Consider the following 26,586-nt stretch of genomic DNA (forward strand, 5'->3'; position numbering starts at 1 on the left):
CATGAATGCAGAGCTTTCCCCAAGGTTTCTGCTCACTCTGCCCTTTGACGGAACTGTCTTTGATCTCAGCGATTTTTGTGGTCAAAAAAGTTTCAATGGAGCCAATCTATCAGAATAGCTTGCGGGCGAACCAAACCATACAAACTCCAATTGTAAATTTTCAATCTATTGCGCTAACCTAACTGCATGAGCCCGCTCCATCCGGCCAAGCCAACTAGCATTTTTCTCATAATGACGTTCTTGAACGTCTTGTTTTTTGCGACGCAGGTATATGCCCAAGAGCGTGTGGCATTATTAATCGGCAATTCAAACTATGAAGCCCCAGAAATGTCATTGCGCAATCCGGCAAATGACGTCGCAGCCTTGAGCGCTGCACTGGAGGAGCTTGGATTTGCCGTCACCCAAGCCACGGATCAGAACGCAGAAGCCATGCAAAGGGCAGTAGAGCAATTCGGCGTCGCGGCGAAGGGTGCTGAGATGGCGGTCTTCTTCTACGCCGGACACGGTGTCCAGATCGGAGGAGAAAATCATCTGATTGGCACAGACTTTGCAGGCAACGATCTATCGGCGCTCAGGCAAAGCTCGATGACCCTAGATTTGGTGCGCGATGTGATGTCCAGGGCCGGACCAGATATCGGGATCTTGCTCTTGGACGCTTGTCGCAACAACCCGTTCACTGAAAGTGGGATGGTCGAAAATGGGCTGGTCAGAATTCGTGGCGGAGCCGGTTTGCTGATCGCTTATGCCACTGACCCCGGCAATGTGGCCTATGATGGATTGGAAGAAAACAGCGTTTTCACTTCAGGTCTTCTCGATCACATTGCGACACCCAATCTGGACGTGCGGCTGATGTTGGGTCGCGTGCGCCAACAGGTCGTTCTTGAGACAGATGGACGCCAAATTCCCTGGGTCGAAGAATCCGTTCTGGATGAGTATAGCTTTGCGCCGGTTCTGGCTGGCAGTGCCCCCAAAGACGAATACACCATTGATCTGGAACATTGGCGGCGCATCGCTTCCAGTTCGAATGCACAGGATTTCGAGGGATACCTAGAGGCCCACCCGGAGGGATTGTTTGCTTCATTTGCGCGCGAAAGGATAGCCGCTCCCCTACCGGAACCTGCAGCTTCACTGGCGCCGATCAACGCCTCGCTAACCGAAGCCGATCCCAACAAAATTGCCTCGGCATTGGTAGCTCTGGGGTATTTGAATGACCCCCAGACGCGCGACCTGGGTCCAGCATTGGACAATTATCGTAGCCAATTGCCAGAACGCGAAACTGCCTCGGCTGACCGCCTGCTTCAAGACGCGGCGCAAGTGTCGATTTTTCTGGCCACCACCACGCTGCAAAGACTACGCACCGATATTGTGGCCTTGCGCAGCCTGGAACGCACGCTTGGTATCGCCGAAGATGCATTGCGGCAAATCGAGGATATTGCCCGTACCGACGCAAATGCCTTGCCCATTTTGCAACAGGCGCGCAACGACATTTATGATATCTATCGATCGCGCGGAATCATCTTGCGCCGTCTGGACCAAAGCCGAAGCTACTACGAAGAAGTTCTAAATCGCGCTGTCATCTTCTTCCCTCCTGGCATTGATGCGTCAATAATAAGCAAAGCATCAGCACCGCGGGATCTGAACATCGCCGATGCGCGAATGACAAACGACGCAGCTCTTTTTTTGCGGCACGTTTCGCAGGCAGAAGATAGTAGAAAAGGAAGTTACCAATGGCTGACCGATCTCATCCCTCCCGAATAGGTGCTGCACTTGTTGCGGTATCTCTTGCCCTCTCGGCTTGCGGGGATAGCAGTCAGACCTCGGCCCCTGCGACTGGCTCCACGGGAGCAACACAGGCTGAGGCCGATCTAGCGAAACAAGCCGCGGCGATGCAGAAAACAATCCTGCAAGGTGCCATCGCAGGTGGTGTAACCGGTGGCGCAATCGGATTTGGCCTTGGCGGTAGTGACGATATTGGGACAGGTATTTCAGTTGGCCTCGGGGCGGGTGCCCTAGCCGGAACCTACGTCGCCTTCGTTCAGCGTAACTATGCTGGTCGCGAGGCACGTCTGCGGCAAATCAAAAAAGATCTGGATCGCAATGCCAGTGAAATGCAAACGACGCTGAACGTTATGAACCAGGTTCTTGCGGCGCAAAGAGCCGAACTTGACGCGCTGAACGCCAGCGTAGCAGCGGGCACAGCCGATCAGGCGGAGGTCACAAAAGAACTTGCCGAGGCAAATGGCAATCTTGCTCAGATGGAGCTTGCAATCGACGGAGCGACCAAACGTCAGGCTGAATTCAATGAGGCCCGGAACCTGACGATTAAACGTGGTCAGACCGCCTCACCGATTGACGGAGATTTAGCCGCCCTTTCGAACCAGATCACGCAAATGCGCGGGATCGCAAACGATCTGGCATCTTCGCTATGACGAAAGGCACACCAACTCGTTTCGCCGCCCTGCCCTGCCTATTGCTGGCCGGATGTCAGACCACGACCGATCCGGCGGACGGCGGTTTCTTTGCCGGAGTCTCAGGTATCACAACCGGAGCCTATGATGATCGCATCGCTGCTGCCGAGGGGGATGTGGCCACCGCAGAGGCGCGCAACGAAGCCCTCGCCGCGCAAATCCGGAATTCTGAATCCGAATTGGCACAGTTGAAGTTGAATATTCTTCAACAGCGCGATGCAATCGGAGGGGGCGACGCCGCAACGGCTGCCCGCATCGACCGTGTGCTGAATGACACGCCTACCGGTGCAAAGCCGGATGCAAAACTGGCAGCATTACAAAAGAGCATCGCTGAAGCCCGCGCCCTGAGCGCCGATCTTGCCAAACTGTCGGGTTGATCCGCCTCAGCGCATTAACCCTGGCACCCACCAAGAGCCCAGCGGCGGAGATTGACCTTTAGGCCACCGCCATAGGGGTGTTGTTTGGTAACATTCCCGGCCTCGGGGCGATTCACGTAGGTCTGTGCCTGATCGCAAAGGGCTTCGGGTGTCCATTGATGGCAATTGGAGCAGTTCTGATCTTTCCACAACTCGTCCGGCAACCCCTCGATTGGCGGAAATTGTGGCGTGCCCACCACCAGTTGATTGATGGTTTGCCCGCGTACATACGCGTTTCCAAAATCAAGCAGTGAGTCCAGTGTAACCAGCACATCTGCTGACGCATCAACCCCGCCTTGGGGCTCTGACACGTCGGAATCGGGCGCGGTCTTACGTGTCACGGATTCCTGTCCATACCTCAGGGCCGCCAGACGGTCCTCCGCTTTGCTCGAAAACGCGCCTTCGGGAAAGCTCTGCAAATACACTTCGTAGGCGTGAACGGTATCGTCGGCCAGAGCGAGCTCATACATCAGGCGTTCTGTTTCATTAGCCTCGGCAACTTCCTCCTGCTGCTCTGGCGCATTCGCTCCGAGCAGCGGGGATGTCCCAAAGGACTCCGCCATAACCGTCTGCAATAAACTGCTAGCCTCCTCGGCACGCGAACTATTGGGATACGCCCGCATGAAGAGCATGATCTGAACAGGGTCGCGTGTGGTAATCGCTTCCTGCCACAGGTCATCTTCACTTTGATTATTGGCGATTTGCGTTTGGACCTGCGGTGAGAATGCAAAGTCCTGTGTCAAAGACGATGTATCCCAAGGGGTTTGCAGGCCGCGCGTTTCTTGCAGTACGTCAACGCGAACTTTTTTGAACAACTGTTCGATCGCCATACCCGGTGTTTCGATATGTTCTGCCAGACTGAGTGTGAACGGGCTGTTGCCTTTTTCGCCGTCCAGTGCAACCCCACCGGGATCGGTGGCATAGGCAAGAAAAGTGCCCGTCGGGGCCTTCATCTCGGCCAGGCCATTGTCATCCATGTTCGAAAGACTTTCGAATGGATTGTTCCGACAAGCGTCAAGAATGACAATATTGGTCTTGTTATGTGCCGATGCCATTTGATGCAGGACAGAACGCGCTTCAACTGCCATCAAGTCCAGATCAGCCGGATCACTGAGTGAGATATCGACCGGCAGCAGGTAATTCGAACCAAAGGACTGTACGCCATGTCCGGCATAGTAAAAGAGCCCGACCGCATCTTCACCACTTTGACGCAGGTCACGGCCAAACTGGGAAATCGCCCTTTTCATCTCAATCTGGCTACTGTCCGTCAGATTTCGGACATCAAAGCCAAGGTCAGTGAGCTTTTCCGAAATCAGCTTTGCGTCATTGACCGGATTGTCCAACGGCGAGACTGAACCATAGGCAGAATTCCCAATCACAAGCGCAATACGCGTCTCAGCCCCTGCCTGAGCGACCCATGATATCGATATCATCGCAATCAGAACGTAATAAATGCGAAACACGCCAGATCCTTTGCCACCCTCATCCTAGCATATCCGTGACGCCGAGACATCAAGCCAGCTAGAAATTGGTTATATGTGTCTTTTGGCTTTATTATGGCCACGGACTGACATATTCCGATTTGAGTATCAAGCATAGGAAGAGGTTCACACATGCCACGCTCAACCTTGATGCGAGTTCTTATTGCCATCGCGCTCTTGGTACTTTCGAATGCCGCATCGGCACAGAGCGCTGATCCATTTGAGCATGGCTGGACGCTTGATGCCGAAACCTCCGAATTGCAGTTTTTGTCCGTTAAGAAAAATTCGGTGGCTGAAAACAGTGGCTTTGCAACGCTCACAGGCGTGATCAACCCGGATGGTGCCGCTGAGATCAGGGTTCTGATGGACAGTGTCGATACAAACATTGATCTGCGCAATGTGCGCATGCGGTTTCTGTTTTTTGAGACCTTCAATTACCCTGAGGCTGTCATCACAGCGCAGCTACCACCCGAAAAGTTGGTTGACCTGCATCAGGCACGTCACAAAATCATTGACCTGCCCTATACCTTGTCGCTGCACGGCGTAACAAAGGACGGTGTCGCGCAGGTTGCCATCACATTGGTCGACAATGACCGTGTCGCAGTGGCAAATACTACACCGATTGCAATCGCGCTGCCCGATTTCAACCTCGAAGAAGGGCGGGGCAAACTGCAGGAGGCTGCAGGCGTTGACATCCTGCCCTTCGGGTTCGTCAGCTTTGGCTTCGTGTTCGACCGGGCGCAAGCCGGCACCCCTCCGCAACTTGTCGCGGCATCGACGACCCCCGGGGCCGCAGCGCTCGAAACCAAAGGCAATCTTGACCGCGAAGCCTGTGAAGGCCGCATGGAGATTCTTTCGCGTACAGGCAACATCTACTTCAATTCGGGCAGCGCCCGCTTGTCAGATGCGTCCATCCCGCTGCTGACCAACCTGCACAATATCGTTGATCGCTGCCCTGAACTGACGATCGAGATCGGAGGCCATACAGACAGTGACGGCTCGGATTCAGCAAATCGGGTGCTCAGCGAACGTCGCGCGCAGGCCGTCAACACCTATCTGGTCAATCAGGGTATCGCACCCGAACGTCTTGTAACCGTCGGCTATGGTGAAAGCCGTCCTGTGACTTCAAACGATACGGCCGAAGGCAAAAGGCGCAATCGTCGGATCGAATTTGTGCCGGTGAATTAACCACAATTGAAGAACAAGGGCTCAATCCCCAGCCAGAATAATCGGATTGAACCCGCCGCTGCGCCATTGTCGCAGGGCTGAAATGAAATTCGGTCCTGGCACACCGTCGATGGTACTGGAGTAGTAGCCGGCTTTTTGCAGCAGTTTTTGCACTTCCATCAAAGTGTCCCGTGTCCACTGATCCGAAGCCAGGGACAACTGGTTCACAATCGTGCCGTTATCTTCTGCCGCACCCCGCAGCAACATGCGGGCTGCTTCGACGGGGTCTTGTGCAACGCCACGCCCCTCATCCAACAAGATCGCCGCCGCCAGATACCCCTGATATTCACCATCGCGCGCGGCTTTCTCAAAGTAGTTCAGTGCCTCTGTTGGCTCTCCGGAAACCCCATCCTGCGCCAGCACACCAAGGTTGAAGGTTGCTTTGGCTGATCCACCTTCGGCGGCTTGCTGCAATAGCGCGATCGCGCGCGCCTCGTCCTTAGGCACGATATTCCCTTCGAATAGTGTCACGGCCAAATTGATCATGGCGTCAAAACTGCCGCCTTCTGCCGCGCGTTCGTAGAGAGACAGCGCCATGTCCTGATCCTGTGGCACCCCTGTTCCGCTTTCATGCAGCTGAGCCAGCGAAACCATCGCCCGCAAGTCACCTGCCTCAGCCGCCTGCTTGTAAAGCGTAACGGCGCGATCCACATCCCCTGCAGCAATGGTTGCCCGCGCCAACAAGGCTACGTAGTGCGACAGATCAGGCGTCTGCGCAGTGGCAGCACTGCAGGCCTGTATAGCCGTCAATGCGTTTTCCTGAAGGCGGCTGAATGGCACCCCAGGGATGCTGGCCGTTCGGTCTCGGGGATGGGTCGCAAGACGTTCACATATACCGCCCGGGGTACTGTCTTCGGGGCGCGGAATTGATGAAATTAAGCGCTGCGCCTGACCGGCATGAGCACCGTTGGGGTATTGCTCCAGATAGAATTCGAGCAGCGGGCGCATGCGGCTGCGCTGTGCAAGTTTCCAAAGACGCTCGGCTTGCTCGTCTTCCTCTTCGACGGTCACCGCGCGGGTCAGCGTTTGCGCCTGCCCTGCCCGGTCCAGAAATGCCACAACTTCGTTCACATGTGCGCCTTGCGGGTAGCGATCTATGTAAAGCTGCATGAGCGAGGCATCCTGCGCATTAGCCGCAACCTGCCACAGCAACGTCTCTTCCGAGGCAGTAACGGGGCTGTTGTCAAAACGGAACTGCCGCGTCAAAGACGAGTTGTCCCAAGGAATTTGACGTCCCCCCGTTGAAGCCAGAACATCCTTACGGACCGAAATCATCAAATCCGAGATGTCCTGTCCGGGCGTGTAGATATGGCTCAGCAACGCTTCGGTGAAAAAACTGTTTCGACCGGTGCCGTCATAGGCCACGTTGTCGGGTTGGGTCGCGTAAGCAAACATGAAATCCGCGGCACTGCCAACACGTGCCAGCCCGTCACCGCCAACCTCAATTCCGGTGCCTTCAAAAGGATTGTCGCGACAGGCATCAAGAAAAACCAGTCGAATACCGTCTGACCGTTCCATTCGGTTAACGAATTCGTCCATCTGAATCGTCTGTTCCGGAATGTCATCCGGTTCCGTGATCTGAGCATCAACTGGCACCAGATAATTGCGCCCGCCCACTTGAAACCCATGGCCTGCATAAAAAAGCAGCGACACATCGGAATCCGCCGCAGTTGCACCGTAAGATTCTGCGAGTGACAGCATTTCATCATGCGTCAGATCGGTGCCTAGAAACACCTCAAACCCGAGCCCTTCAAGTGCGATGGCCAGATCGGAAGCATCGTTGATCGGGTTGTCCAGCGGGCTCACCGACAAGTAGTCCGAGTTGCCGATGACTAGCGCAACACGTTTGTCAGCCAGTGCCATTGAAGCACCGAACATCAACAGTAGAAGCGCCGCGAGGCAACGTTTCAGGTACACTGGCTAAGTTCTCCGACGTCTTAGAGACCGATGGCGCGCGTCAGTCCGATTTCCGCCTGACCAACAGCCGCCACTATCGTTTCTACCTGCTGGTTCTGGATGATGGCAAGTTCGGGATCGCTTGCTCTTATCAACGTGATAGCTTTTCGGATCTCCCTCTGAGCCTGACGAATTTGACGCCGTGCCTGCTGGACAGCTTCGCGTCGAATCGCGTTGCGTTCCTCGGCAGTCGTGGCAAGCGACAGACGGCGGCTGGCTTCTTCGCCAGTTTCGCGGATACCGGCACTGGCACCGCGGATGATATCCCCAACTGAATCCAGTCCCGGTGGTAGGCCCTTAACGATCCCATCTAGATCGGCAGCATACTCATCCATCGCCTGGGCCAGACAGGCAAGATATTCGCTAACGCTTTCACCACTACTGGCACAGGATGCAATCTCTTCGTCAAATTCCTGCGACACATTTTCGACTGTCCCCAGCGCGGCTTCCGCCTCGGCGACAGTTGTCACGGCTGTGCCTCCGCCACCTCCGCCGGTGATTGTAGTGTCGACGGTCGGCGTAACCTCAATTGTAGGCGTCGGAGGAACTGTAATAATCGTGCCGTTTGTAATGACGGCCGCCCCCGGCAAAGCGGCAATCGTATAGACCTGCCCGCCGCTGCTGGTCACTGAACTTCTGCCCAATGTAAAGGTCGTCGCCCCGGGTGAAGTGCTGGCGAAATTCAACGGACTGAAAACGCTGGAAGTATTCAGCGTATCGGATGCCGGACCAAACCGATAAAGCGATGGCCCACCATAGACCGTACCCGTCGTGGAGGCGCTAGATGTCTCGCCGGCCGGGACGGCAACATCGTCAGGTATGGCGAAGAGCACAGGCGAAGTGGTATAGTTTGCTGGGTTTGTGCTGCCTGTACCCGGTGCCCATACGCTGGTGAAATCCCAGCCCTGAGAAGAGGCGCGTCTGTAAAAGCTCTCGGTGTCCTGCAGCTGTGATGTGCTCAGTGCTGTGCCACCGTCGCTGGTGCTGACCCCCGTAGACTGGCTATCCCAGAATGAAGCCGTGACCGAGGCCGAAGGATCATTTGACACGACCAGACCACCAATGTTTGTCGATCCCGCACCAGCCACCGTGATGTCACCCGCCGCAAATGTGCGTTCGATTGTGCCAACCGTTCCGAAATCCAGGTTTTCGTCGTTGTCTATCACCAGACCACCGATGGTCACGGTGCCATCAAGGTTGATGGCTGTGATGTCGGACGTTGAATATGAATCCCGGATTGTTCCGCTGTTGAATGCCACCAGACCTGCCCCCAATCCATCGCCAGAGCCCGTTACGGTTGACAAGATGATCGGCCCGGAACTGTTTGACCGCTCAATCGTGCCTACGTTGTCCGAGACCAGCCCGACCCCGATCACGGTAGAATCCGAGATGTCTGCGGGCGAAATCGCTTCGATACGCGCTGTGGAAAAGCTTTCTTCGATCGTGCCTTCGTTGAAATTGACCAAACCGACGGCCACCGAAGCGCTGGAAAAGCTCTGGCCCGTCACCGTGCCGCCGACGGATACGCCACTGATCAATCCTGCGTTCTGTAGTGCAAGACCCGCAGCGTTTCCGCCATCAATGTTCACATTGGTAAGGCTGAGGTTCGATATCGAAGCGCCCGTCCCTAAAGAAACAAACAGTGCGGCGTCCGCATCGACGCGATCAATGGTCAAACTATCGATTGCAAATCGGTTGCCATCGAGTGACCCCGAGAAGGTGTCAATCGGGTCAAACCCCCCGGACCAGCCGGATGTAACCGATGCGTCAATGTCGTTTACCAGTTCAAAGTCGGCGCTATCCAGCCCCGAACTGTCTATCCCTTGCAGGCCATAGACATCCGTCAACTGATAGGGGCTGGCGGCAGTTCCGCTACCACCCAGCGCCCTCAGGAATGTGGCCCCGTCCGTGATCGAGAAATCGCCCGCCGCGAAAGATGGGAGCGAGCTGCCAACCTGATCCCAAAATCCTGCTATTATCGTGAACGCGCCGACGTTGATGTCGCCGCCAGCACCCGTCAAAATTGTCGCCGCTCCGGCGGGGCTGGCAGCCCCCAGCGCCGTCAGGATTAGTCCGCCGTTCGGCCCGTTGATCGCGCCGTTGAACGTAATGATGTTGTCTGCGATCAACGTCAGATCGGTGGCAGTGGTCCAGTCGATATCAGCATTGATAGTGATATCACCGTCTTCAGGGCCACTTACCGACGTCGTCAAGGTGACGTTCCCGGCCGCTAGCTGGGCTTCAAGATCAGCCTCGGTAATTGTGCCGGGGACCGTAATGTTAACGGGATCCAGCAGCAGATCGCCGAAGGCGCCATTCGCCGCGCGCAGATCGGTGAAACCGCGATAGATCAGATCTGTCTTGCCCGAAACCTCGACAAAGCCGCCGTCGCCGGACACGTCACCGCCCCGGGCCGAAATCTGGCCCTGGAACGTGGTCAGATCATCGGACCAGACGATGATACGCCCGCCATCGCCCTCATCGCCGCCATCGGCGGTCAGGGTCGAACTAGCATCAATCTGCGTTGTCTGCGCAGTCTGCAGCGTGCCGCCGCCCTGATAATCTCCGCCAACCCGGATCGTCCCGCCATTCCCGGTGCCGGACCCATCGGCGCTGAGCGTGGCACCGGTCAGCGCGATCGCCTCACCGGTGATCGTAATTGCGCCGCCATCCTGACCGCGAAGCCGGGGCCGAAGTGACGTTGCAACAACCGTCTCGCGCGCCGAGGTGTCAATGGTGCCATCGACCTGAACCGCACCGCCTGAGCCGCCCAGAACAACCGCGCCGGATACTCCACCGACAGATTGCGCCTGAATCACGCCGGACATGTTGATCACCTGCCGCGCCGCATTACGCGCGCTGGCAGCCTTGAGATGGACGATGCCACCCTCAGCCTCGATCCGCCCCGAATTGGTGACCAGCGCCTCCATCGCGGCATCGTCGCTGTCTGACGGAACCGCAACCTGCAGGAAACCGTCGCCTGAAACATCAAGCGTCACCTGCTCGCCCGCGCCCAGCCCGACCTTGCCCAGCGGCACCCGGATCAGGCCCGAGTTGGACACTTTGCCTCCAACCAGCGCCGCATAGCCACCCGGCACAACCGATATCGTCCCGGCATTGTCGACCGAGGCTGAATTGCCATTGCCCTCAAAGCGATACCGGCCATTCAGGAAGTCGTCATCAGAAATCGCCAGCGTCGAGGCCACAAAGCCGCCCGTGTTCACATGACCGTTCGGCCCGATGAAAATCCCGTTGGGATTGACCAGAAAAACCTGCCCGTTCGCGTTCAACTGGCCGTGGATTTGGCTAGTGGTATCACCCGTCACCCGGTTCAGGATGGCGCTCTGCTGTCTGGGCTGATGAATGTTAACCGTCGAACCGGAACCGACCGAAAATCCGTCCCAGTTCACAATAGCGGTATCTGAACTTTGAGTTATGTCCAGTTGTGTGCCGCTGGGTTGCGAAATTGTCGCACTGCCTGAGGCCACGGAACCACCTGTTGGCAAGGACTGCGCCATCGCAGTCGTGCCCCAAAGCAATGCCGTGGCTGAAACTATCGCAGTCCGAAGTATCTTGTCGGTGCGCTCAGAATCTCCGGCTCGCAACGATACTGAAGCGGTTTCCATCAGCTCCCAGGTCATCGCGTTCACCTCTCCCATACTCAACTCGTAACGAACCCGACTTATAGGTCGAGTTTTCAATGATAAACAAATCAGCGCCGATCCCATAGGAATAGGCCGTGGTGGTGCTTTGCTCAAATATCGTAGGCTGTTCTAATCCCAGTTCCCCATAAGCACCAAAGATATAGGGCTTCAACAGCAGCGGAACTCCGGCGAGTTCAATCTGTTGAGATCGTCCCACTTCGGACCGCACGACCCAACCATCATCACCACGTAGCGAGCCCGCGTCAAACGTTGACAGCTCGCTCGAGCTGGCGACACTGAACTGCTCAGATGTAACTAGCGGATCGCCAAAACTAGATTGAATGCGGCCGCTTAGATTCAATGACCAATTGGCATTTATCGGGCGCTGATATTGACCGGCCAAAACGAGTTTGGTGAATTCGGCACGGGCACCCTGCCGAGACAAAGGCGCTTCATCAGGCCCGACCGATGTGCTGGCTCCAAATGCATCTAACCCACGAGACAGGATAGCACTGCCGCGCAAGAATGCCCCATTATCATAGTTTCGCGTAACATCTAATGTTGCGCGCAAGACGCTTGTATCGTCGTCGTATACCGGAACTGAATCTGATCCGATCAGCAAATCTTGAGAATCGCTGATACGGTCAAAGATCAGCTGCGATGTCAGGTTTAGCTGCCTCGATCGAATCCAAGGATAATACAGCCTCAGAGACAACCTCTCGAATTCGCTTTCATTCGGAACAAGGTCTGTTTCGGGGCGCGCCTTACTGGATGTTACTTCTGCATTAAACGTCAGACCATCATAGCCAATCGGGAATACGGTACCTGCCGCGACTATTCGGTATTCAGGGTCACTCGAGAAAAACCGCGTAGGTGACCCGCCCACATTGAAGTAGAAGGTCTCTCCAAGATCGAGAAAACCGTTCATCTCAAGCCCCAGACTCAGGTTCACGGGACCAAGCTCATCCGATAACGTGTTGTCGAACCCAAATGAGCCGGTAATTTCTTTGAATTCTCCGTCCAGTGTTAGAATCGTTCCGCCATTGGCGTCCCCGGCTGATAGGGTCGATGCCAGCCGAACTCCAAATGTATCACCCGCTAGCAATAGTGCCCGCTCAATCTCTTGCAGCCTGATACCGCGTTTGCCGATCAGTGGTTCAGTGATCGCCACCACCCGGTCGCGCACTTGTTCGGGAACCTTCCGGGCATCGATGCGCTCGACAAACCCATCAACCACAACAATGCGAAGGGTTCCACCGTCGCGCAGAGTCTGCTGCGGCAAAACTACACGACTTAGAACAAACCCGGCATTGGCGTACGCGCTTTCCAAACGGTTGGTCGCAGCAAAGATTTCAGACGCCGCAACGCGCTTGCCCGACAACCGCTCAACAAAGGCGGTATTTGCACTCTCCATCTGGGGCAGAGCACCTTCGATATCGACCCGCCCAACCGTCACGAATAACCGGTCCGCACCCTCCGGTATCGGAGCACCCGGATCCCGCGCCACAGTCACTGGCCCAGTGCTTTGCTGATTTTGTGGCTGAAACGTCGAAGGCGCAATGTTGGACGCGCTTTGCGCCCAGGCGCTATCCGCAAGAATGTTCAAGCTGCCGGCGGCAAGTGAAAATATCACACTGATATTTTGGAGGCGCTGAAACTTCTTAGGCAGTAGCTTCGACATTGGTGACCTTTGGTGAAGGCGAGAAACAGTACTCAGAAAAACCCAGCGTATACGCCAAAGCAAGATTGTATTTACCATTTACAAAAACTCGTTGGAATTACTGTTCTGGGTATCACGTTTAGTGGCTTTGAAGTCCGTGTCCAACTTCACATAACGCGCTACGGATCGCGAAACTACAGCAGACCTTGTTCCAGCCACTCTTCTATCTTGTCTCGACTGACTTCGAAATGCATGGAATCCTCGCGCCCCCATGCAGCCCCCCAGACCCAGCCTTCCTGGCGGAAAAAATCGGCAAGGATAGTGAGGCCAAGTTGAGTTTTTCCATCGCCCAAAGTGTCCAGCACACCGTCGATGTTCAGATCAACAGCCAGTCCATAAGCATGCGCCGAGGCTGAGGATGTCGCTCCTCGAATTCGGCGGACACACAAAGACCCTGCCGTATTAATACGGGCAAATAAATCAGGATCGGTTCGTCGGATATTGTCGAATACAGTGCGCAGGGAATCGATTGCAGGTTTCAGCATCCGCACACGAACAGGCCCCACTTCTTCAAGGATCAGCAGACTTTCCAGACGCGGATTAGTCATTGACTGGCAACTGTCTGTTAAGTCCTCGCGCGGCAGACCAAACGTCTCTTTCAAGAATGTTGAATTTGCCAGCTGAAGTTGCTGATTCACCTTCTTACGATTGGCAATCAGAACAACCTGAGCATAGGCATCGATGATGTCGTTTGGTGTGGTGCTGTCATAGCCATAATCATCGGCACCGTCGGCACCTTGTTGCAACAAAGGTCCACCGCTTTGCGATCGGGAGATTTCCAGAGATAACTGTTCAATCTGATTGCGCATGTCTTCGACTTGCTGGCTCAGCATTTCTATCTCGATCCGGGCGCCTGAGTCGATTGCGGGCCCCTCAAAATCACTTTCAATAGGGACTATTATAGGGAAGACATACCAGATGATCGGGGCAAGGATTATCGCCACACCAAGGATTATCGCTGGAACGGTGCGCATCTGCTATGTTTTCCTGTGTCTCACTGCCTTTATGCATCAACCTAGAAGTCGACGGACAGGATGTCACGTCTTTGCCCGAAATTGTTAATCTCATATGTGACTTTCTTCATTGTCGCTGCTCAGAGGCAGGGGTACTCTTTGTCTCAAATATGGAAGGACTTCAGTAATGCCTGCATTTTCATCGACGAAAACTATCGGGGCTTCGGCTTTTGCATTTGTATGTGCGACACAATTTGCACTGGCGCAGTCAAATGAACTGACAGCCGACGAAATCACCGACGCATTCAACAAACAAAAAACACGCGGACTTGTGATCGTGCCCTCAAATTCCGGCACCGAAACTACACAAGACACCGCTGAAACCACTGTTGCTGCAGCGCCTGCCGAGTATCAGCCCGTCGCAACAGAAGATCAGGTCAACATTCAGGTTCGTTTCGATTTCGCCTCGGCCGCACTGCGGGACGATGAAAAACCGAAATTGGCCTCGCTCTGTCAGGCGATGAAGAACGTCGACGTGAATGTCTTTCAGATTATCGGACACACCGACAGCGCAGGATCTGCGGAGTACAATCAAAACTTGTCTCTGTTGCGCGCAAAAGAGGTCAAACGCTTTCTTGTCAGCGATTGCGGCATCTCGGACCAACGCCTGGAAGTGCTCGGCGTCGGTGAAGCACAACCTCTGAATAAGGATAACCCGCGTGCAGATGAAAATCGCCGCGTTGAATTTCAGGCTCTCGGCTGATTTAGTCTCCTCTGATAACAACTAAATTCGAGGGCGGCATGACTGAATCCCGCACAGGTGACCTGTTTCAGCCGGGCGATCTGGTGAACAATACCTATCGGATCGAAGCGATCCTTGGGCGGGGTGGAACGTCAGACGTTTACCGGGCACGCTCCGAGATTTCGGGGCGACTTGCCGCACTCAAGGTATTGAAGGCCGAATTCTCCAGTAACGACGATTATCTTGTCCTTCTGACCCGAGAAGAAGAAATTCGCGACATCCGCCACGACGCGGTTGTGCGGTATTCTGAAAATAACCGCACCGCCGACGGACATGTCTATCTGGTGATGGATTACGTCGACGGACCCGGACTGGACCGGAAGCTGGCCGAGGGTCCGATGTCTGCGCCTGAAATTCTCACTGTGTGCAAACGGGTGTGCGAGGGATTGGAGGCCGCCCATGCCCGCAATATCGTCCATCGCGATCTGAGCCCGGATAACATCATCCTACGTGATGGCGATCCTGCACAGGCGGTGATTATCGATTTCGGTATTGCCAAGGACACCAATCCTGGCGCGGAGACTATCGTGGGTGGTGAATTTGCCGGCAAATATGCCTATGCAGCGCCCGAGCAGTTGTCGGGTAAAACCGATCAACGCACAGATATTTACTCTTTGGGCGCGTTGCTACTTGCAAACTTCCGGGGCGAAAAAGCAAACTCAGGGCGCAACCTGCTGGAGGTTGTCGAAAGCAAGAAAGAGCCCCTGGACACAACAAATGTGCCTGAGCCTCTGAAATCCATCCTCGACAAGATGACCGCCCCGGATCCAAATGACCGATTTCAATCGGCCGGTGATGTACTAAGGGCGCTTGCCTCTGCACGATCAGAACCAGTTGAGAGGGCAATCCCTGACACTGATGAAGATGCCACTATAATTGTTCCTAAAAGTAGCGCACCCGCACCTGCGATGGCCGCGCCTGAATCCACGCCTACTCAGGAAGTGCAGACACCGGAGCCCTCTCAGCCTGCTACCGCAAAAAAGTCGCGGATGGGGCTTATGGCCACCTTGGGCGTTGTTATCGTCGGCGGGACCGGAATTGGCGGCTATCTAAGTGGCACCTTCGATGTACTGTTGGGCCCGTCATACCCCGCCGTCGCGCCCTACACATTGGTAGCGGACAAACGCGATGGGCAGCCCCCGCGTGCGGTCGGGTTCGTACCATCGGAAGAAACTCGGGATGCTATGACACGCGAGATTACCGGAGATGGCGGTACGGTCGATTTGACATTGGCATCGGGCGACATTTCAGAAACCTGGGGAAGCGCCGTCAGCGATGTCGTAGACGCGGTAATGGACCTGGAAGAATGGCGTCTGGTCGTGAACGGCAATGACGCCCAGTTGACCGGACAGACCACGAACAAGGCCCTGCACACAGAGTTGGAGCAGCTTTTTTCCGCAGGATTACCTGCTGGGCTGCAGGGAACAGTTGATCTGGAACTTGAATCTCTATTCGTTACAGCAGCAGAGATCAGACCAATTTTGGCAGGCTTGGCCGATTGTGGCACGTTGCAATTGGTTGACCCGCCCACAACCGGATACGGGCTTGAAACCCCGGTTCGGGTGAGCGGCACACTGGCGTCTCAGGACAGCTTAATCGGGCTTGAAACCGCTTTGACGGCGCTTGTTGGCACACGACCTGTGGATTTGGATCAGATTGCGCTCTTGAATCCTACCCTGTGTCTGATCGAGAACTATCTTCCGACTGCACCGACCAGCGATATTTCGATCGCATTCTATAATGGTGAACAGGGTAACGCGCCAAATCCCAATGGTGATTTTATCGTCGGCCAGAACCCGGTGATCGACGTCAAACTGCCAGATGATGCGCAGGACGGATTTCTGTCTGTTTCAGTTCTTGATGTCTCGGGAAACGTATTCCACCTGCTGCCCAACGTGACGCGCCAGGAAAACGGCATTCCGGCCTTAAGGGAAGGCCAAACAGGACCCATGTCAGTACGCGTTGCTTATTCGATACCAGAGAGCCAGGAAAACGGAGGCATTGCTTTCGAGGTTGATGATTCCACCTTGGGCAAAAGCAAAGTCATCGTGTTGCATAGTGACAAACAGTTATTCGACACCCTGCGACCAACGACCGAATCCGCAGCAGGATATGCCGAAGCGCTGCGCGAGCAAGATCGCAACGTCGATACGCAGATCCTGTCGCTAGACAGCCGTATTCTGACTACGCTGGAACAATAACCTGGCCTCGAACTGCAAACCCTAAGGCATCAGCGACGCCTGAAGGCATCGTTTGCCTTCAGGGAATGTCGACAACAATCACCGAGATATTATCTGCGCCACCCCCATCCAGAGCGATTTGGATCAACTGATCTGCCACCGTCTCAATCGGCATTTCGGACAGCGCTTTTTCGAGCATTGGAAAAGTAGCATATTTGCTTAATCCGTCCGAGCATATCAGGAACCGGTCCCCCGGTTGAACTTCGCCACGGATCTTGTCCAATTCCAGCTCATCCCCAACTCCCACCGCACGGTTGATGGCATTGGATTGAGGGTGTTGCTCAGCCTCGTCCCAGCTCATCTGACCGGCCAAAACGAGATCAGCGACCACGGAATGGTCGGTGGTAAGCATCTGAATTTGATTGTTCCGCAACAAATAAATTCGGCTGTCTCCGGCCCACAGCCCAACAAAATGGCCATTTGCCAACATCATGCAGGCAACAGTCGTGCCGATGGTTCCGCCACCGCATGCCTCTGCCTCGGCGCGGATCGCCGCATGGGCCTGCCGAAGCACATCGCGCAATGTGACCATCCGGTCTGACGGTGGCAGACCCGGGGGGATGGCCGCAACCATATCCGCAACAAGCCGACTGGCGTAATCACCCGCCTCGTGACCGCCCATCCCATCCGCAACCAGCCACAAGTTTTCCTCGGGCAGTGCAAGCACCGCATCTTCATTGAGCTTACGCTTGAGGCCAACATGGCTGCGGGCGCTGTACCGAACGCGGTGACTTGAATTCATATTGGCCTTGCCTCGGTCCAGACTGCAGCGTGAAGGTTGAACAAACCTTGCATGTTTGCCCCTTCCGGTAAACCTTCGCAGACCATCATTCGAGGCACACCACCGATTTCAGTGCTCCAAATTGTTGGCATCCGAAAACGATCAGATACTAATCCCGAAGCAAGATCGGGCAGCAGGCCGTCGGATACTTCTCCGCGCGTCAGTACCAAGGTGTTGCCTTGTGCACGAACCGGGGCTGTTGGCTCCTGCACTGGAACGATCAAAGCCTCAAGCTCCTTAGCCAACTTGTCACGGGTCATGTCGTCCTCGAGCGCAGCCAATGCGAGATCTTCGAGCTGACCGTAAATCTCCGCAGCCCGAAAATGAGATAGAATAGCAGAACCCTCGTTCGAAATCGCTGCAACCAATGTCAGGGGAAAGCGTCGCCCTACTCTGTCCACGGAAGGCATAAGAACGCCCAGCATTTTCTGCGGACCTGCCAAGCCTGGGGCAAGGCAGAAGCGCCAGATAGGGGCCGACATGTAATGCGAATCCCAAGCAGGCCCCAGCGACTCGGACGCGGCAAGCATGCTGTACTGTATCCAGGTGTCCCAGGGCTGGACAAACTCGGGTGCTACCCCGAGCCGAAAGAAATCTCCGACCGAGGGCATCTTCCCGAATGCGCCAAATCCAGCCTTCGGCATCAGAAAGACTTGGGGCAGCTGAATTTCTGCAGCGCCGGCAAGGCAAAGGGGTTGATGACCGATCCTGATTGCAGCTGGAAAATCGCGATGCGACCGCCAACGTTGAAGATTACCTTCTTGCGGTCTGACACGTTTGTGCGCCGCACCTCGGCTGCGTCAAGTAAGCGGAACCAGGCCCACGGTCCGTCCTTGGACAAGACGCTTTCAATGTTGCGTTTTTCCGGTTCAAAGCTAACTCGCGCCAGCCCTACCTGACCCGGCCAGGCAATGGCCATCGGTGATGGAAGCCCTCCACGATGGCGGAACTCCAACGTCTGACCGTCAATCTCCAGCTTCACGCCCTTTGCCTTGGGGTCCAGCGCCTCGGGCATGATCTGAAACTGTATCCGCGGCTGGGGGCCAGCTGCAAAAAACGCTTCTCGGATCTCGGCTGCATTCTGAAACTGGGTCAGTACTGCCTGACTGATCCCCAGATCGGCCTCATTTACACTGGTTTTCCAAGACCACGGCCGGGTACGCATATCCACATGCTTCGCGAGGTTTTCGTTGAAGAACGTATCAATCAAACCTTGCGGGCCAAACAGCTTGCTGAAATCACCCATGGCAACATCCGCGCCCGATCTGCGGTTGAACGGATAACGATCGGTCACAACCTGTTCACAGAAGGGCAGTACATTAGCCTGCCAGCGCGCATTAATAGATGCGCGCGTGCTGTCCGACGTGATTCCCGATGACCCATCGATGATCTGCAATGCCCAGCGTTCCATCGGGCCAGGAATACGCGCCGCTTCCTGCTGGAACTGCTGCAACGCCTGACCGGATTCCGCGCCAGAGACACCACTGAAGGACATCTTGTTCAGTTCTTGATACACACCGGTCAGCGATCCCATCAGAAGATCAAGCTGCGAGGGTTGTCCCTGTTGCTGTTCCACCAACTGATGCAACCAAGAGAACCTATCTTCGACATATTGGCCCGGTTCTTGCACCGGCTCTGATGAAGTTGCACCGCTGGACTTGGCCAGCGCTTCCAGCAGGATTTGTGTTTGGACGGAGGTTGCGGATTGCACTTCCAGGCTGGCGGCATTTGACAACCCTTCGTTCAACGCATCCGTATTGGGCAGGGCTGAACGGCTTTCTGTCAGTTTCGTCTCGTCAGAAATCGAATTTAGGATGTTCACGATAGGCGACGTCGGGCCTGACAGTACGTTGGTCACCTCAACTGCATGGCTCAGGCTTTCCATAGGAACGATGTCGATATCGCCTAGCATGGCGTCATAGCGCGCGATGTAGTCGTTGTAGTACAGGTCCAGAACATCTCGGCTAAGCGCCGCGAGGGCCAGTTCGGTTTGCTCGGCTTCTCCGCGAGGACCTAGAACCCAGCTTTCCTTTTGTACCCGTTTGGCCACTCCGACCGCTTCGCCCAAAAATACGTCGTTGAAGCCTTTGTAGGTGAAAATCCCCTCGATCCCGTCATTTAACGGCTTCCCAGATGACCGGACCAGCACGCGACCAACGGCAGGGCCGCCAACTTCGGTAATGCGCCACTCCGGCAAGGCCGTTGCAGTTGGGCTGGATATGATCCCATTATACACCCGCTGCGCCAAGGGCAGCTCCGATAGAATACCTTGGATCTGTTCCACCATCGGCCCATTCAAGGCAACGGCCTGCATCGGCTGACTCAGCAAAGCTTCAAGGTGATCATTCAGGTCAGCGCGAAATTCCTCACGAGAAGGGCCAGGGAACGAAACCGTCCAATCGATATTCATCCATTCATTGACGAGGTTCGGGTTCATCGGACCCTGCAAGCCCAACATCAGGTAAACCTTGAGCGCTTCATATAGAACATCGGGATTGTTGATATTCGCACTCATCTGCTCTTCCAGACGCAGCAGCAAGCGCGGTAGGAACCGTTGGTTCAATGCGGCGCGATAGGTCTGCGCCGCCTGCGTACCAATCACGTCACCCTGATACAGACCATATGTCAGGCGCGTTTCCGGGTCCGGATCTGACAGTGTCGGATTCGCAGGCAGATCGCGCAACGTATTCAAAGCCTGTACAACAGGTACTAGATCGGTATCTCCCACCGGACTGGGTGGAAGCGTTGCTGCAGCGGCCTGATAGGCGGACACACCTTCCTGCGCCTCGGCAATCAGCTCGGAATTTCCCGAGAAGCTGCGCACAAGCAAAGCGCCAACCGTCACGGCCGCCATAACAGTCGCGGCGACCGAAACCCATTTGGTAATCCTGTACCGGCGTTCAACCTTATCATCTGCACTGACCAGACCTGCTTCACGGAAAATCACCTGATCAAACAATCTGGTCAGGAAGTACGAGCGCCCTGAACCCTGCCCCGTACCAATGGCCTGACGTCCTATTCCGAAGGTCCGGGCCATACCCAGCATCAGCCGGTCAATCGGTGTGCCTTCCTGCGTTCCAGACGTGAAATACACACCGCGCAGCATATGACGATGTTGATAGCGGCTGTCCTGAAAAACCTCGGTTAGAAATTCATGCGCAACCTTCCGGAAGGATGCCACCTGCATCGGGAAACCTGCAACCAGAGCGCGGCGCTGTGGGTCGGTTTCGGTCTGCATCCGTTCCAGCGATTGGGCGTTCAGGCGGCCCAGCAGCAAGGCGAACTCTTCATCGAAGGCAACAACAGGAGATTGCTCGGATCGAGACTTGTCCAATGGCAGCGTGAAGCCCCACACCTGTTCACGATCTTCCTTGCCCAGATTGTCGTAGAATTCGGCGAACCCGGCGATCAGATCAGCTTTGGTAAACAGGATATAGACCGGAAAGCGGACACCCAACTTCTCGCGCAGCTCCTCAAGCCGACGGCGCACGGCTTTCGCGTGCTCTTTCTGAGTGATTTCATCCTGCAGAGACAGATCAGAAAGCGAAATCGCAATCATCGCGCCATTGATTGGCTGGCGTTTACGGTATTTCTTGAGCAACCCTAGAAACCCGATCCAGGCCGCATTGTCGACTTCAGCGTCACTTTCTTGCGTTGTGTACCGCCCCGCAGTGTCGATAAGAACAGCATTTTCAGTGAACCACCAATCGCAATTACGCGTTCCGCCGACGCCACCAATCGCTGTTTTTCCCATTTCATCGGCCAGTGGAAAGTTCAGGCCAGAATTCACGATTGCCGTGGTCTTGCCTGCGCCTGGCGGGCCAATCATCACATACCAGGGCAATTCGTTTAGATGGCGTCGTCCGTTCTTGGACTTACGCAGCGCCGCCATTGCCGTTTTCAACTTGCCACGCAGCTCGGAAATCTCGCTGTCGATCATATCACCGCCATCACTGACGGCTTCGGTGATTTCTTCGGTCAGGTTCTTTTCGCGTCTGCGGCGGACAAAGAATACCGTCAGCGCAATAGCCAAGAAGATGGCAAAGATGACGCCACACCAGATCAGTCGCGCCGCCACCCCATCCAACGGGCGCCATTCATCCGATCCGATCAAAGGCCCGAAGAAATACAAGCTCAGCGACAGAGCCGTCGCGGTAAAGAACAAAACCGTGTAGATGGATAGGAAAACAAACTTCAGAAATCTGAGGACGATCATGGGGTTTCCTCCTGAACCAACAGGACTTCGATCCGGCGGTTGGTCGCGCGACCTTCTCGAGTCGAATTGTCGGCAATTGGTTCACTGTCGGCCCGACCTTCAGCGCTAAGCCGTTTGGGATCGGACAAATCGGCGGCCATCTGGTTCATGACAGATTTGGCCCGAGCCAGTGAAAGGGCCAGATTGGACGGAAACCGAGAGGACCGGATCGGCACGTTGTCCGAATGCCCAGCCACGATCACGGCACCCAGTTCGTCGTTCAGCGCTACCGCAACCCGGCGCACCGGCTCGCGGAATTTATCCTGCAGATGATCCGAACCCGAGCCAAACATGCCAGAGCCTTTGATGCGAATGACCAGTGTGTTGTCCTTCTCAAATACCTCGACCAATCCTTCGTCGATCTCGGGCTTCAGGAATTCCACGACCTTTTCCACCTGTGCCTGCGGTGGAGGCGGTGGAGGTGGAGGCGCACGACGCTGCAATTCGGTCACAGGACCCGCATCAATTACCGACATCTGTCCTACAAGATTTTCTGTTTTATTAGACAGCGCGTAGGACAGGCCACCAAACTCGATCATCAGCAAAAGGGCCGTCACGCCAAGCGCGATCCAAACCGGTTTCCACATGCTGAGCGCTCGATATGGCTTGTCTTCGCCTTCCCAATGCGGAGCTAGATCGCGTTCAACAGGGCCGCGCTGAGCCCGGATGATCCGCGCAAGACCTTGCCTAATCTGCAAATGCTTGTCCGGACCTCCCTGTTCCACCCGCAAGCGGCCTTCAAAGCCCAGTGACAGGCACATGTAGACGAACTCTAGCAATTCGATGTTGTTCGCAGGCTCTTGTTCCAGCCGCGCCAGAAGATCATAGAACCGATCGCCACCAACCGTCTCGCGGTGGAAGGTCCCGACCAGAGACTGTGTGGCCCAGCTGGATTGCCCGCCCCAAGGTGTATTCAACACCACATCGTCCAAAGTGGCGCAGAGCGCATAGCGTGCGATCTTTACTGACTGGGCTGGGATACCCGCCTGCAATGCCGCGTTCTCGAAACTGCGCACTTCAGCTACCACGCTTTGGCGAAGCTTGTCGGGGTCCATGTGTTGCGCGCGGTTGCGAATTCGACTGATGAGCGAAAACAAAGGCGAGGCACAGGCATTCAGGCGGTTCATGCCGGTGGTTGCAACCTGCCCTGTTCCACCCTGCGACGTGCGCGGTTGCGAAGCCTGCGCAGGTGGTACGCCAATTTCTGCCCCGCCCGCCGCTGGCTGCTGAGGTGGAGTCTCCATCGGGTAACCTGCCGGTTGCTGAGACGCGGCAGGCTGCCGCTGCGTGCCGCCGGGCTGACGCCGTCCACCCGGGTTAGGTCGGATCACCGTCTTGTCTGTGTCGTCCGGTTCGGCAAAAGGATCGTTGTCGGACATCGTTTTCCTGCTTCCTCAAGGCCCCCGCATCTTACTGTGACCCACGCGGGCAGCCCCATCAAATTGTTTTTTGGCAACCTCTCTAGGCCTCGTCTTTCAAACGAACGCCTACTGGTTGCGGATCGCCCAAAGCTCCATCTGCAGACCTGGGTACTGTCCTGACACGTGCACCGCGATCCCACCCGAGGTAGTCATTTTGCTCCAATACGGGCTGGCTGCGTCCAGTTCGAAGTACACCACCCCCGAATGATACGGAATTTGACGCGGAGCAACAGGGAGCGGGCGCAGCGTGATTCCCGGTAAGGCCGAGTTCACCAACTGACGGATTTCCTCGACTGGCCCGGTCTTGGCTTGACCCGCAAAATGCCTCCGTACATCCTCGGCTGGAATATCGGCATTGATGGCCAGAACGAACCCGGCATTTCCGATCAACTTGCGGTCGGCAATTACCCCTACGCTTATGCCGTACTTCCGTGGCTCCAGCGGGATCGAGATCGCCGTCTGCTCCAAAACCGAGCTCAGGTACTGGCGCAGAACGCGGATCACTGGCGCAAAAGACTCGGTCAGATTGTCATGCTGATAGGCTGGAAACTGCACGGCTTCCTTTTCGGCACTCATAAAGGTCGCAAGCTCTCCGGCCAGCGCGGCACAGACGCGATAAACATGTTCAGGATGCACATTTTCGATATTTGCGAAATGGCGAACAAGAGGCAAGTTCCGGTTTATCACCATCAACAACAAGAAATCCGATATCTCGGCAGCACCCTTGGCAGGACCGCCTTCAGATAATCTTCCGGCCAAGGCCTGCATCCTGTGTGACAGCATACCCTCAAGCTCGTTCATGAACCCCGCCAGTGCCGGAGCCGCACGAACATCCATAACCGAGGGGATAAAGCCACGGTCCATTATGATTTCTTTGTCCGGACGCACTTCGATGATCCGGGCAATCGGAATGGCAAGCTTGTCGGCCAAATCGTCAACAGCCAGTGCAAACTGCAGGCGCAGCTTGCCAACACCAAGGGTCACCGGCTTTTTTTGCTGGCTCATCACATCCGTGATTTCCTGCTCTGCCGGACGCAGACGGCTAACCGACTGTTCAGCCCCGCTCAGGTCTACTTCGGACGCGCCTTGCCGCCTTTGCGGAACCGTCAAATATACCACGCAATCCTTGATCGACTCGGGCACTTCCAGCGCCGGTGGATGATCTTCGGCCTGCGGGACGCGAAACACCTGCCCATCCGATGTCAGACCCGCGCAAGACTTGAGCGCGATCTGACCGACCTTGAGTACTTCGTCATCAATCTCAAGCGCACTCATACCCCAGGCATAGGGCGTCATTCTACGCGCCAGCCCGGCCACCAGAGCCTCAGTATATCTGTCGGCCTGCTGGAAATGATGGGGCTGCAGAAACAACCCTTCGGTCCATAGCACCTTGCTGTCCCAGGACAATGGCTGCCCTCCCTTGTTATCGCGCCCAAGCTGGACGTTACTTCAGCTTCTCCAGCTGTTCCTTATAGGCACGTGCGAACTCGCGGCTGAATAGATCGTGGAAATCATTCTCTGCCTGATCCGAAATCTCCGCGTACATCTTCTCATAGACTTCCCAATATTGGGTCTTCTTACCCTTGAAAAGTGACCCAAGTTTGCCAGACCCTTCAATTTTTCCGGCCAAAACTTCGGGATCAAGACGAGACAGCACGCCTTTCAATGCCGCCTCCATGCCAGTCACCATGGCGATCTCATGCGCCTTGATGTCATTCAGCGCCTCCTCGGTCGCTTCTTCCGAAGCCAGATAGCCTTTGACACGAGGTTTCACGAGCGCTTCGATTGCCTGCTCCGGGCTGATCGAAAACTTCAACGGGTTATTCCGACCTGCGCTGATCATCGTCTGATCGATCCGGAATTCAGACTTGATCGAGGTGCGCGTCATCAGGATCTCGCGCAGACCAACAATCATCGTTCGCAGCACACGGCCCAACCGGCCCATCGTTGCGGGCAGATCAGCATCGTCAATACGTAGATCATCCACCTCAAGCGCCTCAAGCAAAGCGCGTGCCGCCGCCTGATCCCCAGTCGCGACAGGCATAGCGGCCTGTACGTCCACTTTTGCTTGCTCCGGCGCAGGTTCGGAAGATGCAGCTTCGGGTTTGGGGATCGGTGGTGGTGCATCAGCCTGCCCACCCGGTGTCGGTTTAGTTGGCGGCGGAGCCGGGTTTTGTGGTGCTCCCCCGAAAGGGTCTGTGGGTGACGCGCCTTGTGGCGAAAGCAGGTCATCATCCCAATCATCCGGGATCAGATTTGCGCCACTGCTTGGAGCCGAAAACGCATCCGAGGCTGACGGATTGTGCATCGGATCGCTGGCCCCCATTTCCTGATGCGCATCTTTTGGTTTCGCAAAAAATGGGTCGTCATCATCCAAAGGCGGCAACAGCTCATCCATCGGGTCAGGCGTCGAAATTTGGCCCGGCCCTTTCGGCGCGTCACCCCCCAACAAATCATCAAGGAAATCCCCGCCCGGCCCCGAATCGTCCAGCAGAGCCAACGGGTCAGGCGCATTTTGCGACTGCCCCGGCGAGACTCGATCCTGTTGCATCGGCTGAGGAATCATCTCTTCGAACGACGGCAGGTCGGCGCCGATTTCGACCACCATTTCATACCCACCTGCCGTCAGCACATCGCCATTGTTCAGCGGTGTGGGCGTCCGGCCCAGGGCAATCTTAGAGTAGTTGAGAAAAGTGCCGTTGGTCGACAAGTCCACAATCACGACGTTGCCATTGTGATCTTCGATGACAAAATGGTTCTTGCTGAGTGTTCGCTCAGGGTCGGGGAGGACAAGGTCATTGGCCGGTCCACGCCCCACGGTCAAAGAACCCCCCTGCATCGACACCGGGCGCCCGTCGCCCGGCACTATGCCGGTGGATTGAAATTTTAGTGTGACCGTCATTCGTTTGTCTTCATCCTCCAACCAGAACGGTGGGGCAGCAAGGCGGCAGGATCGGACCACCGCAGGCGCAAGTATCCATCACCCGCGCCGCCGGAAGCTTGCCAATCAACACCGTCGCCGATCCTTTCAATATAGGATGCGGAAATGCAGGTGTCGCCAAATCTGTCACACGTGCCGCTGGCAGTTTTGAAACCAGAACGGTCGGACAACAAGGTGGCATGATCGGCATCGGTACCGGCGCAGGAGGAGGAGGCGCTGGCGGCGGTGCCGGCAGCGTGCATGCGTGCAGATCAGTTACACGGGCCTGTGGAAATCCCATG

At 55.7% G+C, this 26,586-nt stretch carries 18 protein-coding genes; 6 read left to right on the top strand and 12 right to left on the bottom strand.

Annotation, left to right across the window (positions count from 1 at the left end):
* The first annotated feature begins 231 nt into the window (after positions 1-231).
* From ACR0DU_RS18230 to ACR0DU_RS18240, 3 genes are read left to right on the top strand one after another with little or no spacing between them, the layout of a single operon-like run.
* A complete protein-coding gene (locus tag ACR0DU_RS18230; RefSeq protein WP_170781960.1) occupies positions 232-1,758 on the top strand; it encodes a caspase family protein in 1,527 nt (508 codons plus the stop codon).
* A complete protein-coding gene (locus ACR0DU_RS18235; protein ID WP_319544428.1) occupies positions 1,728-2,429 on the top strand; it encodes a hypothetical protein in 702 nt (233 codons plus the stop codon). The genes ACR0DU_RS18230 and ACR0DU_RS18235 overlap by 31 nt, the downstream gene beginning before the upstream one ends.
* The gene (locus ACR0DU_RS18240; RefSeq protein ID WP_480876409.1) at positions 2,426-2,845 is read left to right on the top strand and encodes a hypothetical protein; all 420 of its coding nucleotides are present in this window, start codon (positions 2,426-2,428) and stop codon (positions 2,843-2,845) included. Before ACR0DU_RS18235 ends, ACR0DU_RS18240 begins: the two co-directional genes overlap by 4 nt.
* Before the next feature lie 14 nt (positions 2,846-2,859).
* On the opposite strand, the gene ACR0DU_RS18245 is transcribed toward ACR0DU_RS18240, so the two are convergent.
* Entirely contained in the window at positions 2,860-4,347 is a 1,488-nt protein-coding gene (locus tag ACR0DU_RS18245; RefSeq protein ID WP_480876411.1) for a caspase family protein, read from the bottom strand.
* Between the two features lie 150 nt (positions 4,348-4,497).
* Between ACR0DU_RS18245 and ACR0DU_RS18250 the strand changes: the two genes are divergently transcribed.
* Positions 4,498-5,553 (top strand): OmpA family protein, encoded by a 1,056-nt coding sequence (locus ACR0DU_RS18250; protein WP_010443420.1) that lies wholly within the window; start codon positions 4,498-4,500, stop codon positions 5,551-5,553.
* Between the two features lie 21 nt (positions 5,554-5,574).
* Here the strand turns inward: ACR0DU_RS18250 and ACR0DU_RS18255 are convergent, their stop codons facing one another.
* From ACR0DU_RS18255 to ACR0DU_RS18270, 4 genes are all read right to left on the bottom strand, one after another.
* A complete protein-coding gene (locus ACR0DU_RS18255; RefSeq protein WP_480876413.1) occupies positions 5,575-7,509 on the bottom strand; it encodes a caspase family protein in 1,935 nt (644 codons plus the stop codon).
* Between the two features lie 20 nt (positions 7,510-7,529).
* Positions 7,530-11,189, bottom strand: coding sequence for a two-partner secretion domain-containing protein (locus tag ACR0DU_RS18260; RefSeq protein WP_480876414.1), 3,660 nt, complete (start codon positions 11,187-11,189; stop codon positions 7,530-7,532).
* Positions 11,134-12,873: a ShlB/FhaC/HecB family hemolysin secretion/activation protein gene (locus tag ACR0DU_RS18265; RefSeq protein ID WP_170781954.1), complete on the bottom strand. Its 1,740-nt coding sequence runs from the start codon at positions 12,871-12,873 to the stop codon at positions 11,134-11,136. The genes ACR0DU_RS18260 and ACR0DU_RS18265 overlap by 56 nt, the downstream gene beginning before the upstream one ends.
* Before the next feature lie 173 nt (positions 12,874-13,046).
* Entirely contained in the window at positions 13,047-13,886 is an 840-nt protein-coding gene (locus ACR0DU_RS18270) for a M15 family metallopeptidase (RefSeq protein ID WP_170471976.1), read from the bottom strand.
* A gap of 166 nt (positions 13,887-14,052) precedes the next feature.
* Between ACR0DU_RS18270 and ACR0DU_RS18275 the strand changes: the two genes are divergently transcribed.
* Positions 14,053-14,628 carry an OmpA family protein gene (locus ACR0DU_RS18275; protein WP_170543757.1) on the top strand — a complete coding sequence of 192 codons (576 nt, stop codon included), beginning with the start codon at positions 14,053-14,055 and terminating at the stop codon, positions 14,626-14,628.
* 38 nt (positions 14,629-14,666) lie between these two features.
* Positions 14,667-16,868, top strand: a complete 2,202-nt coding sequence (locus ACR0DU_RS18280) for a serine/threonine protein kinase (RefSeq protein ID WP_480876416.1) — start codon at positions 14,667-14,669, stop codon at positions 16,866-16,868.
* A gap of 58 nt (positions 16,869-16,926) precedes the next feature.
* On the opposite strand, the gene ACR0DU_RS18285 is transcribed toward ACR0DU_RS18280, so the two are convergent.
* The 7 genes from ACR0DU_RS18285 to ACR0DU_RS18315 form a co-directional block, all read right to left on the bottom strand.
* Positions 16,927-17,649, bottom strand: a complete 723-nt coding sequence (locus ACR0DU_RS18285) for a PP2C family protein-serine/threonine phosphatase (RefSeq protein ID WP_480876418.1) — start codon at positions 17,647-17,649, stop codon at positions 16,927-16,929.
* A complete protein-coding gene (gene tagF, locus ACR0DU_RS18290) occupies positions 17,646-18,332 on the bottom strand; it encodes a type VI secretion system-associated protein TagF (RefSeq protein ID WP_480876420.1) in 687 nt (228 codons plus the stop codon). Before tagF ends, ACR0DU_RS18285 begins: the two co-directional genes overlap by 4 nt.
* A complete protein-coding gene (gene tssM, locus ACR0DU_RS18295; protein WP_480876421.1) occupies positions 18,332-21,904 on the bottom strand; it encodes a type VI secretion system membrane subunit TssM in 3,573 nt (1,190 codons plus the stop codon). The genes tagF and tssM overlap by 1 nt, the downstream gene beginning before the upstream one ends.
* The gene (gene icmH / locus ACR0DU_RS18300; RefSeq protein ID WP_480876423.1) at positions 21,901-23,322 is read right to left on the bottom strand and encodes a type IVB secretion system protein IcmH/DotU; all 1,422 of its coding nucleotides are present in this window, start codon (positions 23,320-23,322) and stop codon (positions 21,901-21,903) included. Before icmH ends, tssM begins: the two co-directional genes overlap by 4 nt.
* Positions 23,323-23,430: 108 nt before the next feature.
* Positions 23,431-24,771: a type VI secretion system baseplate subunit TssK gene (tssK, locus tag ACR0DU_RS18305; RefSeq protein WP_480876425.1), complete on the bottom strand. Its 1,341-nt coding sequence runs from the start codon at positions 24,769-24,771 to the stop codon at positions 23,431-23,433.
* Positions 24,772-24,808: 37 nt separating this feature from the next.
* A complete protein-coding gene (tagH, locus tag ACR0DU_RS18310) occupies positions 24,809-26,266 on the bottom strand; it encodes a type VI secretion system-associated FHA domain protein TagH (RefSeq protein ID WP_480876427.1) in 1,458 nt (485 codons plus the stop codon).
* Between the two features lie 10 nt (positions 26,267-26,276).
* On the bottom strand, positions 26,277-26,585 hold the full coding sequence (locus ACR0DU_RS18315) for a PAAR domain-containing protein (protein ID WP_010443407.1): 309 nt from the start codon (positions 26,583-26,585) through the stop codon (positions 26,277-26,279).
* Position 26,586 lies beyond the last annotated feature (1 nt).

The sequence above is a fragment of the Ruegeria sp. G2 genome (assembly GCF_056533505.1).

Excerpts from the sequence above, each read along its gene's own strand:
- ACR0DU_RS18230 (WP_170781960.1), top strand. The coding sequence starts at position 232 with ATGACGTTCTTGAACGTCTTGTTTTTTGCGACGCAGGTATATGCCCAA.
- ACR0DU_RS18235 (WP_319544428.1), top strand. The coding sequence starts at position 1,728 with ATGGCTGACCGATCTCATCCCTCCCGAATAGGTGCTGCACTTGTTGCG.
- ACR0DU_RS18240 (WP_480876409.1), top strand. The coding sequence starts at position 2,426 with ATGACGAAAGGCACACCAACTCGTTTCGCCGCCCTGCCCTGCCTATTG.
- ACR0DU_RS18250 (WP_010443420.1), top strand. The coding sequence starts at position 4,498 with ATGCCACGCTCAACCTTGATGCGAGTTCTTATTGCCATCGCGCTCTTG.
- ACR0DU_RS18260 (WP_480876414.1), bottom strand. The coding sequence starts at position 11,189 with ATGACCTGGGAGCTGATGGAAACCGCTTCAGTATCGTTGCGAGCCGGA.
- ACR0DU_RS18265 (WP_170781954.1), bottom strand. The coding sequence starts at position 12,873 with ATGTCGAAGCTACTGCCTAAGAAGTTTCAGCGCCTCCAAAATATCAGT.
- ACR0DU_RS18270 (WP_170471976.1), bottom strand. The coding sequence starts at position 13,886 with ATGCGCACCGTTCCAGCGATAATCCTTGGTGTGGCGATAATCCTTGCC.
- ACR0DU_RS18275 (WP_170543757.1), top strand. The coding sequence starts at position 14,053 with ATGCCTGCATTTTCATCGACGAAAACTATCGGGGCTTCGGCTTTTGCA.
- ACR0DU_RS18280 (WP_480876416.1), top strand. The coding sequence starts at position 14,667 with ATGACTGAATCCCGCACAGGTGACCTGTTTCAGCCGGGCGATCTGGTG.
- ACR0DU_RS18285 (WP_480876418.1), bottom strand. The coding sequence starts at position 17,649 with ATGAATTCAAGTCACCGCGTTCGGTACAGCGCCCGCAGCCATGTTGGC.
- tagF (WP_480876420.1), bottom strand. The coding sequence starts at position 18,332 with ATGCCGAAGGCTGGATTTGGCGCATTCGGGAAGATGCCCTCGGTCGGA.
- tssM (WP_480876421.1), bottom strand. The coding sequence starts at position 21,904 with ATGATCGTCCTCAGATTTCTGAAGTTTGTTTTCCTATCCATCTACACG.
- icmH (WP_480876423.1), bottom strand. The coding sequence starts at position 23,322 with ATGTCCGACAACGATCCTTTTGCCGAACCGGACGACACAGACAAGACG.
- tagH (WP_480876427.1), bottom strand. The coding sequence starts at position 26,266 with ATGACGGTCACACTAAAATTTCAATCCACCGGCATAGTGCCGGGCGAC.
- ACR0DU_RS18315 (WP_010443407.1), bottom strand. The coding sequence starts at position 26,585 with ATGGGATTTCCACAGGCCCGTGTAACTGATCTGCACGCATGCACGCTG.